This window comes from Enterobacter cloacae complex sp. FDA-CDC-AR_0132 (assembly GCF_003010695.1).
Taxonomy (GTDB): domain Bacteria; phylum Pseudomonadota; class Gammaproteobacteria; order Enterobacterales; family Enterobacteriaceae; genus Enterobacter; species Enterobacter ludwigii.
In genome coordinates this window covers 4,135,890-4,150,791 of sequence record NZ_CP027618.1, presented here as the reverse complement: position 1 = coordinate 4,150,791, position 14,902 = coordinate 4,135,890, and the positions used below count along the sequence as shown (strand labels likewise).

Sequence of the window (14,902 nt, the reverse complement as noted above, 5' to 3'; positions counted from 1 at the left end):
GCGTGCTCCTTTATTACGCCAGTCAAACCGAATAAAAAAAGCCAGCCACGAAGGCTGGCTTTTTTATACTAACAAATCTTAGAACTGGTAGGTCAGACCAACAGCAACGATGTTGTCGGTAGAAACGCCAGCTGCTTTAGTGAAGCTGCTGTCGTCAACCAGGTTGATTTTGTAATCAACGTAGGTAGACATGTTTTTGTTGAAGTAGTAGCTCGCGCCAACGTCAACGTATTCAACCAGATCCTGGTCGCCGTAAGTACCAATGTCTTTACCTTTGGATTTCAGGTAAGCAATGGATGGACGCAGACCGAAGTCGAACTGGTACTGAGCAACCACTTCGAAGTTCTGCGCTTTGTTAGCGATGAAACCGCTACCGAAGTTGGTCATGTTACGGGTTTCAGAGTAGGTGGTTGCCAGGTAGATGTTGTTGGCATCGTACTTCAGACCCGCAGCCCATACTTCCGCGTTTTCGCCGCCTGCATTCAGATTGCTTGCAGCAGCAACCTGACGGTCAGTACGGTCAGATTTCGCGTAGGTAGCACCTACACCGAAGCCTTCGAATTCATAAGTAGAAGACAGACCCCAGCCGTCACCGTTCGCTTCGGTGATGTCGTTACGATCGTTTTTACCCTGGTACTGAGCAGCCACGTTCAGGCCATCAACCAGACCGAAGAAGTCGGTGTTACGGTAAGTTGCAACGCCAGTCGTACGGCCAGTCATAAAGCCATCAGTCTGAGTCCAGGTATCACCACCGAATTCTGGCAGAACGTCAGTCCATGCGCCGATGTCGTAAGCAACACCGTAGTTACGACCGTAGTCGAAAGAACCGAATTCGTTGAATTTCAGGCCTGCGAATGCCAGACGGGTTTTGTTGCCGTCAGAACCCTGAGATTCAGAGCGGTTGCCTTTGAACTCGTATTCCCACTGGCCGTAACCGGTCATCTGGTCGTTGATCTGAGTTTCACCTTTGAAGCCCAGACGAACATAGGTTTTGTCGCCGTCGTTGCCAGCGTCATCAGAGAAATAGTGCAGACCTGTTACTTTGCCGTACAGATCCAGTTTGTTACCGTCTTTGTTAAAAACTTCAGCCGCGTTTACAACGCCTGCTGCCAACATGGAAGTCACTGCCACTGCAACTAATTTAAGTTTCATCTTAAATATTCCTTATAATTTTCTTCAGTATTTCCTGAGCCACTTTGAACGATTTCTAAACGAGGCTAATCATCAATGGCATGCTATTTTTAAGAATCTTGTAGTAGGGTTTCAATAATAAGTTTCAAAATATTAGCAATAATTTCAATTAGTGTGATCCGGATCGGATAAATTGCGGCTGTAACGAATGAGATGGTGGGGGTTTGTGCATTTTTTGATGAATTATTCAACAAAACCATTGGCCGAAATATAGTTTTCGGCCGTTTTAGTTTCTTTTGTTAATTGTCGGTATTTTCTGTCTTTTTGCTCGTTTGATATAAATGTCAGTTGTTTAAAATCAATGGGTTAACTATTCAATTGTACGGGATAATCGTTGTTGGACATGAAACACACAGAAACACACTATTGCACTTTGTGCTATATACATTGTTAATATTCGCAAGGGATTAATAACGTAACGGTGTCAAGTTATGTCAATAAAAGACGGCGGAGATTTACGAAAGGGCGGTAATATAAACAGAATCTAAACGGCTTTTCTAACGCGCCGATCATTATTTTGACGCGCGATCACATATTAAATTTATGTTAATTCCCGCCGGGCGATTATGGACCCGGCAGAAGATAGCGATATTATTTTCGCGTGGCGTACCAGCACAACAATGACCCGGCACAAACCATTAATGCGCCTTGCCAGAAAGAAAACGAGAGGGGGGAATTCAGCAATACGGCAGCGAGTGCTGCTGAGAGTACAGGCGTGAAATAGGATACCGCTGCGAGGACCGTGACGTTGCCATGAAGAATACCGATATTCCATGCCGCATAGCCAAACCCCAGTGCGACGCTGCACATGATGAGCTTTACGACCACCGGGAGAGTAAACACCATTTGCGGCTGTTCGCTGAACGCATATTTCACCCACAGACTGAGCGCGGTGAGCAGCACGAAAAGCGTTATCCCGTTTTGCCCGTTGGCAAACTTACTGGTGACGGTGCAGTAAGCCGCCCAGATAAAAGCCCCGGCGAACGCCAGCGCGTAGCTGAGCGGGCTTGAGATGACATTACGCATGATGTCATCAAGATGTAGCCCTTGTTCTCCGCCTAATACCCAACAGACGCCCAACAATGAGACGGCTAAGCCCGGGATCACCCACAGGGTGGACCGTTGGCCGTTAAATAAAATGGCAAACACAATCGTCAGGCTTGGCCAGAGATAATTGACCATTCCCACTTCGATAGTCTGGGAGCGCGTTGCGGCATAGCCTAACGACAGGGCGAGGCAAATTTCATAGCTGACAAACAGCACGCTGCCAGCAATAAGATACCGGGGTGAAAACCGTCTCATATCAGGAAATCCTACCGTCACCAGGCACAGTAATCCGCTGAGGGTGTATATCATTGCGGCGCCTCCCACCGGTCCTAGCCCCTCACTGACGCTACGAATGAGGCCAACCATGGTGCTCCACAACAGTATCGCCGCCAGTCCCGTGAGCGTTGCTCTCTTTCTGTCCATAACCCTGCCATCGGTATAAAAATCAAAGGAAAAATTTATAGCATTAATCCTCCTGCCATCGCGAATTATTCTCTTAAGTCTTTAATCAAAAAGAGGTATTCAAATTCCCTGGGGGTGACTATTAAGGGGGTGAAGACAAGTGACCTTGATTTGACGCAAAAAAAACAGGGGCTTTACTGCTAGTTTGCGGCGCGAAGTCTTAAATGAAAACGAGGACAACAATGGACGTCAGCCGCAGACAATTTTTTAAAATCTGCGCGGGCGGTATGGCCGGAACAACAGCCGCAATGCTGGGATTTGCACCCAAAATGGCGCTGGCTCAGGCACGCAACTATAAACTGCTGCGCGCTAAAGAGATCCGTAACACCTGCACATACTGTTCCGTAGGTTGTGGGCTTTTAATGTATAGCCTGGGCGATGGCGCGAAGAACGCCAAAGAAGCGATTTATCATATTGAAGGGGACCCGGATCATCCGGTGAGCCGTGGCGCACTTTGTCCGAAAGGGGCGGGTCTGCTGGATTATGTCCACAGCGAAAACCGTCTGCGCTATCCGGAATACCGTGCGCCAGGATCTGACAAATGGCAGCGTATCTCCTGGGATGAGGCGTTTTCCCGAATCGCAAAACTGATGAAAGCTGACCGCGACGCAAACTTTATCGAAAAGAACGCGCAGGGCGTTACGGTGAACCGCTGGCTGTCGACCGGCATGCTGTGCGCGTCCGCGGCAAGTAATGAAACCGGCATGCTGACGCAAAAATTTGTGCGTTCCCTCGGCATGCTGGCGGTAGATAACCAGGCGCGCGTCTGACACGGACCAACGGTAGCAAGTCTTGCTCCAACATTTGGTCGCGGTGCGATGACCAACCACTGGGTTGATATTAAAAACGCCAACGTCGTGATGGTGATGGGCGGTAATGCCGCTGAAGCCCATCCGGTGGGTTTCCGCTGGGCGATGGAAGCGAAAAACAATAACGATGCGACGCTGATCGTTGTCGATCCGCGCTTTACACGTACGGCATCGGTGGCGGATATCTATGCGCCTATTCGCTCCGGTACGGACATTACGTTCCTCTCGGGCGTTCTGCTGTACCTGATTGAAAACAATAAAATTAACGCTGAATACGTTAAGCATTACACCAATGCCAGCCTCCTGGTACGGGATGATTTTGCCTTTGAAGAGGGGTTGTTCAGCGGTTATGACGCGGAAAAACGGCAGTACGATAAATCGTCCTGGAACTACCAGTTCGATGAAAACGGCTACGCCAGACGCGATGAGACCCTGAGCCATCCACGCTGCGTATGGAATTTGCTGAAACAGCATGTTTCCCGCTATACGCCGGACGTCGTGGAGAATATCTGCGGTACGCCAAAAGCAGATTTCCTCAAGGTGTGTGATGTACTGGCCTCTACCAGCGCCGCCGACAGAACCACGACGTTCCTGTATGCGCTCGGCTGGACGCAGCATACCGTCGGTGCGCAAAACATCCGCACCATGGCAATGATCCAGCTGTTGCTCGGAAACATGGGGATGGCCGGCGGTGGCGTGAACGCCCTGCGCGGACACTCCAATATTCAGGGCTTGACCGATCTGGGCCTGCTGTCGACCAGCCTGTCAGGCTATCTGACGCTGCCGTCTGAAAAGCAGACTGATTTGCACAGCTATCTGGCGGCCAACACGCCAAAAGCGACGCGTGCCGATCAGGTGAACTACTGGAGTAACTATCCGAAGTTCTTCGTCAGCCTGATGAAGTCGTTCTATGGCGATGCCGCGCAGAAGGAAAACGACTGGGGCTTCGAGTGGTTGCCGAAATGGGACCAGGCCTACGACGTCATTAAGTATTTCAACATGATGGATAAGGGCAACGTTACGGGCTACATCTGCCAGGGCTTTAACCCGGTGGCGTCTTTCCCGGACAAAAACAAGGTCGTTCGCAGCCTGAGCAAACTGAAATACATGGTGGTTATCGATCCGCTGGTGACCGAGACCTCCAACTTCTGGCAGAACCACGGCGAGATGAACGACGTCGATCCCGCATCGATTCAGACCGAAGTGTTCCGCCTGCCGTCCACCTGTTTTGCAGAAGAAGACGGGTCGATTGCCAACTCCGGCCGCTGGCTGCAGTGGCACTGGAAAGGCCAGGATGCACCGGGTGAAGCGCGTAACGACGGCGAAATCCTGGCCGGGATTTACCATCGTCTGCGTGAAATGTATCGCACCGAAGGGGGGAAAGGCGCTGAACCGCTGCTGAGGATGAGCTGGAATTACAAACAGCCGGACCATCCTGAATCCGAAGAGGTCGCCAAAGAGAATAACGGCGTTGCGCTGGCGGATCTGTATGACGCGAACGGCACGCTGCTGGCGAAGAAAGGTCAGTTGCTCAACAGCTTCGCGCTGCTGCGGGATGACGGCACGACCGCGTCGTCATGCTGGATCTACACCGGTTGCTGGACGGAGCAGGGTAACCAGATGGCGAACCGCGATAACGCCGACCCGTCAGGGCTGGGCAATACGCTGGGCTGGGCGTGGGCATGGCCACTGAACCGTCGCGTGCTGTACAACCGTGCTTCTGCGGATATCAACGGCAAACCGTGGGATCCGAAACGGATGCTGATCGAATGGAACGGCAGCAAATGGACGGGTAACGATATTCCGGACTTCAGCACCGCCGCACCGGGCAGTGAGACCGGGCCGTTTATCATGCAGCCGGAAGGGCTGGGACGCCTGTTTGCCCTCGATAAGCTGGCGGAGGGGCCGTTCCCGGAACACTACGAGCCAATGGAAACGCCGCTCGGAACCAACCCGCTGCACCCGAACGTTATATCCAGTCCGGTGGTGCGTATCTATGAAGAGGACGTCCTGCGTTTAGGCAAGAAGGACAGGTTCCCGTATGTCGGGACAACCTACCGCCTGACCGAGCATTTCCATACCTGGACCAAGCATGCACGGCTTAACGCCATTGCCCAGCCGGAACAGTTTGTGGAGATCAGCGAAACGCTGGCGAAAGCGAAGGGTATTGCCAACGGTGACCGCGTGAAGGTGAGCAGCAAGCGTGGCTTTATTCGCGCGGTTGCGGTGGTTACGCGTCGTCTGCAGGCACTGAACGTGCATGGTCAGCAGGTGGAAACCGTCGGTATTCCGTTGCACTGGGGCTTTGAAGGGGTGGCGCAAAAAGGCTACCTCGCCAATACCCTGACGCCAAACGTCGGCGATTCCAACTCGCAAACGCCAGAGTACAAAGCGTTTCTGGTCAACATCGAGAAAGCGTAAGGAGCGAATACATGGCAATGGAAACACAGGACATTATTAAACGCTCCGCGACCAACTCCATCACCCCCGCGCCTCGTGCGCGGGATGATAAGGCAGAAGTCGCCAAGCTTATCGATGTCACTTCCTGCGTAGGCTGTAAAGCCTGCCAGGTGGCCTGTTCGGAGTGGAACGATATCCGCGATGAAGTAGGACACTGCGTCGGGGTTTACGATAATCCGGCGGATCTGAGTGCCAAATCCTGGACGGTGATGCGTTTTAGCGAAACCGATCAGAACGGCAAGCTGGAGTGGCTGATCCGTAAAGACGGCTGTATGCACTGCGAAGATCCGGGATGCCTGAAGGCCTGTCCGTCAGCCGGGGCCATCGTCCAGTACGCCAACGGGATTGTCGATTTCCAGCAGGATAACTGCATCGGTTGCGGCTACTGCATTGCGGGATGTCCGTTTAATATTCCGCGCCTCAGTAAAGAGGATAACCGGGTCTACAAATGCACCCTGTGTGTCGATCGCGTGAGCGTCGGGCAGGAGCCTGCCTGCGTGAAAACCTGTCCGACCGGGGCTATCCACTTCGGGACAAAAAGAGAGATGCTGGAGGTAGCCCAGCAGCGCGTGGACAAACTGAAAGCGCGCGGTTACGCCAGTGCGGGCATTTATAACCCGCAGGGTGTGGGGGGAACGCACGTGATGTATGTTCTGCACCATAACGACCAGCCGGAGCTGTACCACAATCTGCCGAAAGATCCTGCGATCGATACCTCGATCAACCTGTGGAAAGGGGCGCTTAAACCGCTCTCTGCGGCGGGCTTTATCGCTACTTTCGCCGGGTTGATTTATCACTACATCGGTATCGGACCCAACAAAGCGGTGGATGACGACGAGGAGGAACCTCATGAGTAAGTCATGGATTGTGCGCACGAAGTTTGTCGACCGTGCCTGTCACTGGACGGTAGTGATCTGCTTCTTCCTGGTCGCGGTCTCGGGGATCTCCTTTTTCTTCCCGACGCTGCAGTGGCTGACGGAAACCTTCGGGACGCCACAGATGGGGCGTATCTTGCATCCGTTCTTCGGCGTGCTGATTTTTGTGGTGCTGATGTTTATGTTTGCGCGCTTCGTACATCACAATATTCCGGACAAGCATGACATTCCATGGCTGAAGGGGATTATTGAGGTTCTGAAGGGCAATGAGCATAAGGTTGCGAAGGTCGGCAAATACAACGCCGGGCAGAAGATGATGTTCTGGACCATCATGAGCATGATTTTTGTGCTGCTGGTCACCGGCGTCATTATCTGGCGGCCGTACTTTGCGCACTACTTCCCCATTCAGGTGATTCGCTACGCGCTGCTCATTCACGCGACGTCAGCCATCATTCTGATCCACGCCATCCTGATCCACATGTATATGGCCTTCTGGGTCAAAGGGTCGATTAAAGGTATGATTGAAGGGAAGGTGAGCCGCCGCTGGGCGCAGAAACACCACCCGCGCTGGTACCGTGACGTTGAGCGGCTGGAAGCGAAACAGGACAGTACGAAAGGGATGCCGTAAGTCCCGCGCTCGCGGGTCATTCTCTGACCCGCGAACGCTTCAGTCAAAAACGCTCTTCAACATACCGGAACGGGTATTGGGTCGGCTTCACTTTACCAATCTTACGCTTCGGCAAACTCACCGCTTCGATGTGAATGGCTTTGTACGGGATTTGCGCCAGCAGGTGCGAAATAATGTTCAGGCGCACGCGTTTTTTATCTTCCGAACGGGCGACAAACCACGGTGCCCAGGCGGTGTCGGTGGCAGCAAACATCGCATCTCGCGCCACGGTATATTCATCCCACAAATTGAAAGACTTAATGTCCATTGGAGATAATTTCCAGGTCTTTCGCCCGTCGTTAATACGATCGCGCAGACGACGCTCCTGTTCTTTCGGCGTGACCTCCAGCCAGTATTTGAGCAGGATGATCCCGGCATCCACCATTGCTTTTTCCATCACCGGCGTGCCATCAAGAAACTTATCGACCTGCTCCGGTGTGCAGAATCCCATCACCCGTTCAACGCCCGCGCGGTTGTACCAGCTGCGGTCAAAAATGACGATTTCGCCGGCGGCTGGCAGGTGGGGGACATAACGCTGGAAATAGAGCTGGGTCTTCTCTTTTTCCGTCGGGGCGGGGAGCGCAACAACCCGGAAGACGCGTGGGCTAACGCGTTCAGTGATGGCTTTAATGGTTCCGCCTTTACCGGCACCGTCGCGCCCTTCAAAGACAATACAGACCTTTAAACCCTTTGCGACGACCCACTGCTGGAGCTTAACCAGTTCAACGTGGAGGCGACGAAGCTCTTTTTCATACTCTTTCGTTTTTAACGGCTCATGCTTTATGACATCAACTGCGACACTGGTTTTCTTCTTGCTTCCCATGATTGTCATCCTCAGGTTGTCCGGCGCGGGAAAAAGCGGGGCCGCACTATGAAGTGTAATCCACCTGAATTAATGGATTAACGTGTCAGCCAGCTGATTTGAACTGGCTCACCATACAAGATTGTTCAATAATGCCCGTCGCGCGTTGTTAACCAGTGGTTGTGGTATGAAAAAGACAATTTTTTCGTTGGCACTTGGCACGTTTGGCCTGGGAATGGCTGAATTTAGCATTATGGGCGTATTAACTGAGCTGGCCCATGACACCGGAATTTCAATTCCCGCCGCCGGGAATATGATTTCGTTTTACGCCTTTGGTGTGGTGATTGGTGCCCCGATTGTGGCGCTGTTCTCAGGCAAATTTTCGTTAAAATCCACGCTGTTGTTTCTGGTGGTGCTGTGTGCCGTCGGAAATGCGATTTTTACCTTTTCAACGTCGTATGCCTGGCTGGCGATAGGGCGGCTGATTTCCGGTTTTCCGCACGGCGCCATTTTTGGCGTCGGGGCGATTATTCTCTCGAGAATTGCGCCTCCGGGGAAGGTGACGGTCGCCGTGGCGGGCATGATAGCCGGCATGACGGTTGCCAATCTGGTGGGCGTACCGCTGGGCACCTGGCTGGGTCATGAATTCAGCTGGCGCTATACCTTTTTCCTGATTGCCCTGTTTGATGCTCTGGTGATCATCTCGGTACTGGTCTGGGTGCCGCACATCCATGATCGCTCCGAAATCAAATTGACCGCGCAATTTTCCTTTCTGAAAAAACCGGAGCCGTGGCTGATTTTTGCCGCCACCATGTTTGGCAATGCTGGCGTGTTTGCGTGGTTCAGCTTCGTCAAACCGTTTATGGTCAACGTCTCTGGCTTCTCCGAAGGCGTCATGACGGTCATCATGATGCTGATGGGGCTGGGTATGGTGTTAGGTAATCTCCTGAGCGGGAAGTTATCGGGCCGCTTCAGTCCGCTGCGTATTGCCGCCACCACCGACATGGTCATTGTCGCGTCACTGCTGTTGCTATTCGCCTTTGGGGAACATAAAACGGCGTCGCTGGTGATGGGCTTTATCTGCTGCGCCGGGCTGTTTGCACTCTCTGCGCCGCTGCAAATTCTGCTCCTGCAAAATGCCAGGGGCGGTGAGATGCTGGGTGCCGCTGGCGGGCAGATGGCATTTAATCTCGGCAGTGCGATAGGGGCGTATTTTGGCGGGATGATTATCACGCTTGGCTTTAGCTGGAGCTATGTCACGCTGCCAGCGGCTGTGCTCTCTTTCTCAGCCATGAGTTCACTGCTGATCTACGCGCACCTTCGGGCCAGAAAGGCAGACGCCGGTTCGCTCGCTTCCGCACGTTGAACCGCGCCGGTAAGGCGCGGTAGAAGGGCACTAGACAAATTTCGCCAACGGATCGGCAGCGGCAAACGCCACGGCTTTGTCCGCTGCTGGCGGGTAGATAAGTTCATTGGTGATGGCGATTTTGATTTTCTTTGCGTCATCACGCACCGATTTGACGGCCTGGTCCCACCCTTCAGTGTAAACGGCACCCCAGGCACCCAGGTCCAGACAGGTCACGTAGTTAACCTGGCGGTAAGGATAAGGCGTGCGATTCAACAGGCTGGCTGCCGCGTTGTGGCCGGCAAATTTACCCAACTGGATCGCGTGCTGGCAGGTCATTAGCGCCGTGTTCCCCATCTCGTCCGTTCTGGCGTAGGCCATATCTCCCGTCGCGTACACGTCCGGATGAGCCGGAACCTGCAGCGTTTCTGTCACTTTTAGACGCCCTTGGTTATCGCGTTCGCCGTTAATCTGTTGTCCAAGCGGGTTTGCTTCAACGCCTGCCGTCCAGACTACGGTTGCAGCGGGGATACGTTCGCCGTTTTTCAGCGTTACGCCGTTCGCATCGATGGCCTCAATTTCACTGTTCAGACGCCACTCAATCCCCAGTTCCTGGCTCGCGTCTTCAATGGTGTTACGCAATGCTTCACTGTATCGTCCGCCAATGACATGCCCCCTTTCAACTACGATAACTTTTATCGCTGTATCATCACCGAAGCGAGCGCGCAGGCGAGCAGGAAGCTCGGTTGCCAGTTCAATGCCGGTAAAACCGCCGCCACAGACAACCACGGTATTGCGCGCAGCGGTGGAAGGGCGCGAGACCAGGGAGTCAAGATGCTGCTCAAAGGTCTGTGCGGATTCAAGCTGATCGATATCAAAGGCGTACTCAGCCAGCCCGACAATCGGTGGACGTTTGCTCTGGCTGCCGGTGGCCAGCACTAACCGTTCGTAACTCACTGCGGCAGCCACGCCATTCGCATCACGACAGGAAACGATTTTCCCTTTTGTATCAATGGATTCTGCTTTCCCTGCGATAAAATCAATACCCAGTTCAGCGAACAGTCCGGTCAGCGGAGAGACCAGCGACGTCACGTTCTCTTCATAGAAGCGCGGGCGAACACGCAACTCGGGGGCGGGTGCCAGCACGGCGATCTTCAGGCTGTTATTGCCCTCCAGCGCATTCAGACGCGCGGCACTGACTGCAGCCCACATGCCGGAAAAACCACTGCCCACAATTAAAATCTGCTTCTTCATCTTCGATCCTTTTGATCATCACGCTGTATACCTGACATAACTGCAACTATACTTGTCGCAGTTAACTGCGACAACTTCTTTCTGAGTTAAATTTTAATGCTGCATAAAATCAGCATGTTAATGAAAAAGGGGAGGGTAGTTGTGATTGTGGGCAATAACGCCGTTATAATGACCCAGATAAATAACTTCGGAGTTAACCATGGCGTTTTACAGTTCCGGTGTGGAATACGGCATTCACAGCCTGATGTGCATGGTGGATGCAAAAGGCAATGAGCGTGAGATGAGCGTCCGGGAAATGGCCGCCCTGCAGGGTGTGCCGTATGATTACCTGGGAAAAATATTCACCCGTTTGTCACGTGCCGGGCTGGTGAGCAGCACGGAAGGTAAGGGCGGCGGGTTTAAACTGGCGCGTCCGGCGGAGTTGATCACCGTACTGGATGTGGCGCACGCCATTGACGGTGAGAAGAACATGTTTGAGTGTCGCGAGGTGCGTCAGCGGCTGGCGGTGTTTAATGAAACGCCTCCTGCCTGGGTGTGCAATGGCCCGTGTGGCGTACGTTCGGTCATGGACAGCGCACAGCAACGGATGGAAGAGGAGTTAGCGCGACATACCATTCTCGATCTGGCGCGCAAGATGTACCGCAAAGCGCCGGATACCTTTCAGATTGAGGTTCAGGAGTGGATTTCTGACCGGCGATCGTCGTAGTGAAATGCCGGGTAAGGCAAAACCGCCCCCCGGCAACCGGCGATTAAGAGCGTAAATCAATCACCATACGACCGCGGATTTGACCCTGCTCCATCTCTTTAAAGATGGCATTGATATCTTCCAGCGGACGCATTGTCACTTTTGGCACCACTTTGCCCTCTGCCGCAAACTGGAATGCCTCCATCAGGTCCTGACGGGTTCCCACCAGCGAACCGACGACCTGAATGCCGTCCAGAACCAGGCGTGGAATATCCAGGCTCATCGCTTCCGGCGGCAGGCCCACGGCGACCACGCGGCCACCGGCACGCACGGCATCCACCGCTGAGTTGAAGGCTGCTTTTGCCACGGCAGTTACCACCGCGGCATGTGCGCCTCCGGTTTTCTCCTGAACAATTTTCGCTGCATCTTCGCTGCGAGAGTTAATGGTTAAATCTGCCCCCATGCTCGCGGCCAGTTTCAGCTGTTCATCGTTCACATCAATGGCGATGACCTTGGCGTTGAATACGTTTTTAGCGTACTGCAGCGCAAGGTTACCCAGACCACCAAGACCGTAAATCGCAATCCACTGGCCCGGCTTAATGTGGGACACTTTTACCGCTTTGTAGGTGGTGACCCCCGCGCAGGTGATGCTGCTCGCCGCTGCGGAATCCAGACCGTCCGGCACTTTTACCGCATAATCGGCGGTCACGATGCACTCTTCAGCCATCCCACCGTCAACGGAATAACCCGCGTTTTTCACATCCCGGCACAGGGTTTCGTTGCCGGTATTACAGTATTCGCAGTGTCCACAGCCTTCAAAAAACCATGCCACGCTCGCACGGTCGCCAATTTTCAGCGAGTTGACGCCTGGGCCAATCTCTTTAACGATCCCTATTCCTTCGTGACCCAGTATCACCCCGGTCTTATCGCCGAAATCACCGTTCTTCACGTGAAGATCGGTATGACATACGCCGCAGCATTCCATCTTCAGCAGGGCTTCTCCATGCTTAAGCGGGCGTAATGATTTTTCGGTGACATTGACCTGATGATCCTGAGTGACAACAGCAGCCTTCATATGTTTCTCCTTGTTCATGATGAGATTCTGCATAGCAGGTGTACTACTTCTTAAGGATTAATACTTAGGCGCGTTAATGCAAGGTGGCAGCAACATAATGTCATCATTTGATTCGATTTCGGATTAAGAATACAGCGATCCTCTAATAATCAGGGGGGCGTTCAGGGGCAGAGCGGCCCGGCGAGACGCTCGCCGGGCGCGGACTTACAGTTTTGCTTCTATCGCCTCAATCTCCTGGCGCCATTGCGCCTGCAACTGCGGCTTCTGGTGCTTCGGTTTGCGGGCCAGGTCTTCCTCCAGCAATGTCTCCAGCGCGATCAGCCGTTCAAGCAGGTCGTCAAACTGCGAAGGGCGATCGTGCTGTTGTTTCGGTGAACACGGCGATGTTATCAGGCCTGCACTTTCACGCAGCCGTTCAAAGACCGCTTCGGCGTCATGCCATTCACTCAGCCTGCCGTCCTCAATCAGCCAGAAACGGTTGCAGCTTTGGCTGATTAATTGACGGTCATGGCTGACCAGCAGCACGCCACCTTCAAATTGCTGCAGGGTTTCCGTCAGCGCCTCTTTGCCTTCCATGTCCAGATGGTTGGTCGGTTCATCCAGCATCAGCAGGCTATAGCGCGCTAACGTCAGGCCAACAAACAGCAGGCGAGAGCGTTCTCCACCGCTGAGCGTACTGACTTTCTGACCGTGACGTGGCCACGCAAAGCCGGCACCGATCAGGGCCATCTTGCGATTCTGCGGATCGGGTGCAAACGGCTCCAGTGCGTCAAACAGCGATGCATCGTCCGGGAGCTGGTTCAGCGTCTGATCATAATAGCCAGGCGATACGCGTGGGTGGAGTTTCAGCCCATCGTCAGCCTGCTCGCCGCGAAAATGCCGCCAGATCAGCTTCATCAGGGATGATTTACCGCAGCCGTTACGTCCAACGATGGCCACGCGATCGCCGCTTTTGAGACGCGCGATGTCAATGCTAAACAGCGCAGGCAGTCCGGGAGCCGGCGGCACCGCGAGGTTTTCCAGCTCCAGCAGACGATCGGCCCGTAGCGCGTCGCCGCGCAGGGTTAATGTCCACTGACTTCCCGCCGTGACCTCCGTCTGGCTCTCTTTCAGCCGTTCAACCTGCTTTTCCATCTGTTTCGCTTTGCGGGCCAGGTCTTCGTTGTCGTAGACTTTGCCCCAGGTCGCCAGTCTTTTTGCGCTGGCCGCGACGCGGTCGATCTCCTTTTGTTCTGCCTTGTGGCGCTGCGCATCACTTTCGTCTTTCGCATCCAGCGCTTTGCGTGCGGCGGTGCAGGGAAGGGCAAAGTAATGCAGCATCTTATCGCGCAGGATCCAGCTGCCGTTGGTCACGGCATCCAGCAGCTGCCTGTCATGTGAAACCAGCACAAAGCTGCCTGACCAGGCCTGTAAAAACTGCTCCAGCCAGAGCATGGTGGGTAAATCGAGGTGGTTACTCGGTTCATCCAGCAGCAGCAGGTCCGGCGCATTAATCAAAGCCCGCGCCAGCAGCAGACGCGTATGTTGCCCGCCGCTCAATGTTGCCGAGGTTAATGTCCAGTCCTGCGGCGTAAAGCCCATACTCGCCAGCAGCGTTTCCGCTTTCCAGCGCAGGCTCTCGCGTTCAGCTGCAGGCAGTTGTGCCAGCACGGCATCCAGCATGCTCAGGGGGTAAATCCCGTCCGGCAGATGTTGTTCTACGCGCGCCATGATGCAGTGCCCGGCCAGCGCGACCGTTCCGGCGGCAGGCGTGTCCGTACCGTCCAGCACCTTCAGCAACGTACTTTTACCGCAGCCGTTGTCGCCCAGCAGACCGATGCGATCGCCTTTTTTCAGCGTAAAGGAGAGAGAGTCGAAGAGCGTACCAAACGCCGTATCAACACGTAGAGATTGTGCAGTGAGTAAAGTGCTCATTGTTGCTTACCCAAGAGTTACAGGCATGTTTATGCCTCGTCAAACATCGCTGACGATAACTCAGTAAGCCCGAGAGAAGGGATTTCAGGGGTTGGTGTCTTCGCTCAAGCAGAAGTTATCGCAGCACGATACCGATAACGCTTGAGCTGGTGCGATCACCAAATGTATGTGAAACATTGAAAATTTCACAGTACAGCATAATTGGCCTCCTTATATATTCAGTAGGTTAATGGATGAAGGCAGTGTAGCGGGGATTTTACGGCCTGGCAAGCGCGGGCAGAATGGCAGGCCGGGAGGCATGATTGCCTGACCCGGC

At 53.7% G+C, this 14,902-nt stretch carries 11 protein-coding genes; 5 read left to right on the top strand and 6 right to left on the bottom strand.

Annotated elements, in window-relative coordinates; genetic code table 11:
- Positions 1-78: 78 nt before the first annotated feature.
- Both ompD and yddG read right to left on the bottom strand, forming a co-directional pair.
- Complete coding sequence (gene ompD / locus AM379_RS20095; protein WP_020884056.1) at positions 79-1,152, bottom strand: porin OmpD; 1,074 nt, start codon at positions 1,150-1,152, stop codon at positions 79-81.
- Positions 1,153-1,782: 630 nt separating this feature from the next.
- Positions 1,783-2,661 (bottom strand): aromatic amino acid DMT transporter YddG, encoded by an 879-nt coding sequence (gene yddG / locus AM379_RS20090; RefSeq protein ID WP_106504150.1) that lies wholly within the window; start codon positions 2,659-2,661, stop codon positions 1,783-1,785.
- A gap of 221 nt (positions 2,662-2,882) precedes the next feature.
- On the opposite strand from yddG, the gene fdnG reads away from it, so the two are divergent.
- From fdnG to fdnI, 3 genes are read left to right on the top strand one after another with little or no spacing between them, the layout of a single operon-like run.
- Positions 2,883-5,930: a formate dehydrogenase-N subunit alpha gene (gene fdnG / locus AM379_RS20085; protein ID WP_106504149.1), complete on the top strand. Its 3,048-nt coding sequence runs from the start codon at positions 2,883-2,885 to the stop codon at positions 5,928-5,930.
- A gap of 11 nt (positions 5,931-5,941) precedes the next feature.
- Positions 5,942-6,826, top strand: a complete 885-nt coding sequence (fdxH, locus tag AM379_RS20080) for a formate dehydrogenase subunit beta (RefSeq protein ID WP_032678228.1) — start codon at positions 5,942-5,944, stop codon at positions 6,824-6,826.
- The gene (gene fdnI, locus AM379_RS20075; RefSeq protein WP_020884059.1) at positions 6,819-7,472 is read left to right on the top strand and encodes a formate dehydrogenase-N subunit gamma; all 654 of its coding nucleotides are present in this window, start codon (positions 6,819-6,821) and stop codon (positions 7,470-7,472) included. Before fdxH ends, fdnI begins: the two co-directional genes overlap by 8 nt.
- Before the next feature lie 43 nt (positions 7,473-7,515).
- Here the strand turns inward: fdnI and ppk2 are convergent, their stop codons facing one another.
- Positions 7,516-8,334 carry a polyphosphate kinase 2 gene (gene ppk2, locus AM379_RS20070; protein WP_032678226.1) on the bottom strand — a complete coding sequence of 273 codons (819 nt, stop codon included), beginning with the start codon at positions 8,332-8,334 and terminating at the stop codon, positions 7,516-7,518.
- Positions 8,335-8,500: 166 nt separating this feature from the next.
- Between ppk2 and araJ the strand changes: the two genes are divergently transcribed.
- A complete protein-coding gene (gene araJ / locus AM379_RS20065; protein ID WP_106504148.1) occupies positions 8,501-9,679 on the top strand; it encodes an MFS transporter AraJ in 1,179 nt (392 codons plus the stop codon).
- Positions 9,680-9,709: 30 nt separating this feature from the next.
- On the opposite strand, the gene AM379_RS20060 is transcribed toward araJ, so the two are convergent.
- Positions 9,710-10,912, bottom strand: coding sequence for an NAD(P)/FAD-dependent oxidoreductase (locus AM379_RS20060; protein ID WP_032678224.1), 1,203 nt, complete (start codon positions 10,910-10,912; stop codon positions 9,710-9,712).
- A 199-nt stretch (positions 10,913-11,111) separates the two neighbouring features.
- Between AM379_RS20060 and AM379_RS20055 the strand changes: the two genes are divergently transcribed.
- Complete coding sequence (locus AM379_RS20055; protein ID WP_014170178.1) at positions 11,112-11,618, top strand: RrF2 family transcriptional regulator; 507 nt, start codon at positions 11,112-11,114, stop codon at positions 11,616-11,618.
- A 43-nt stretch (positions 11,619-11,661) separates the two neighbouring features.
- On the opposite strand, the gene adhP is transcribed toward AM379_RS20055, so the two are convergent.
- Both adhP and AM379_RS20045 read right to left on the bottom strand, forming a co-directional pair.
- Positions 11,662-12,672: an alcohol dehydrogenase AdhP gene (adhP, locus tag AM379_RS20050; protein ID WP_020884077.1), complete on the bottom strand. Its 1,011-nt coding sequence runs from the start codon at positions 12,670-12,672 to the stop codon at positions 11,662-11,664.
- Positions 12,673-12,876: 204 nt separating this feature from the next.
- On the bottom strand, positions 12,877-14,586 hold the full coding sequence (locus AM379_RS20045) for an ABC-F family ATP-binding cassette domain-containing protein (protein WP_014170176.1): 1,710 nt from the start codon (positions 14,584-14,586) through the stop codon (positions 12,877-12,879).
- Positions 14,587-14,902 lie beyond the last annotated feature (316 nt).

Coding starts and splice junctions, on each gene's coding strand:
- ompD (WP_020884056.1), bottom strand. CDS start 1,152: ATGAAACTTAAATTAGTTGCAGTGGCAGTGACTTCCATGTTGGCAGCA.
- yddG (WP_106504150.1), bottom strand. CDS start 2,661: ATGGACAGAAAGAGAGCAACGCTCACGGGACTGGCGGCGATACTGTTG.
- fdxH (WP_032678228.1), top strand. CDS start 5,942: ATGGCAATGGAAACACAGGACATTATTAAACGCTCCGCGACCAACTCC.
- fdnI (WP_020884059.1), top strand. CDS start 6,819: ATGAGTAAGTCATGGATTGTGCGCACGAAGTTTGTCGACCGTGCCTGT.
- ppk2 (WP_032678226.1), bottom strand. CDS start 8,334: ATGGGAAGCAAGAAGAAAACCAGTGTCGCAGTTGATGTCATAAAGCAT.
- araJ (WP_106504148.1), top strand. CDS start 8,501: ATGAAAAAGACAATTTTTTCGTTGGCACTTGGCACGTTTGGCCTGGGA.
- AM379_RS20060 (WP_032678224.1), bottom strand. CDS start 10,912: ATGAAGAAGCAGATTTTAATTGTGGGCAGTGGTTTTTCCGGCATGTGG.
- AM379_RS20055 (WP_014170178.1), top strand. CDS start 11,112: ATGGCGTTTTACAGTTCCGGTGTGGAATACGGCATTCACAGCCTGATG.
- adhP (WP_020884077.1), bottom strand. CDS start 12,672: ATGAAGGCTGCTGTTGTCACTCAGGATCATCAGGTCAATGTCACCGAA.
- AM379_RS20045 (WP_014170176.1), bottom strand. CDS start 14,586: ATGAGCACTTTACTCACTGCACAATCTCTACGTGTTGATACGGCGTTT.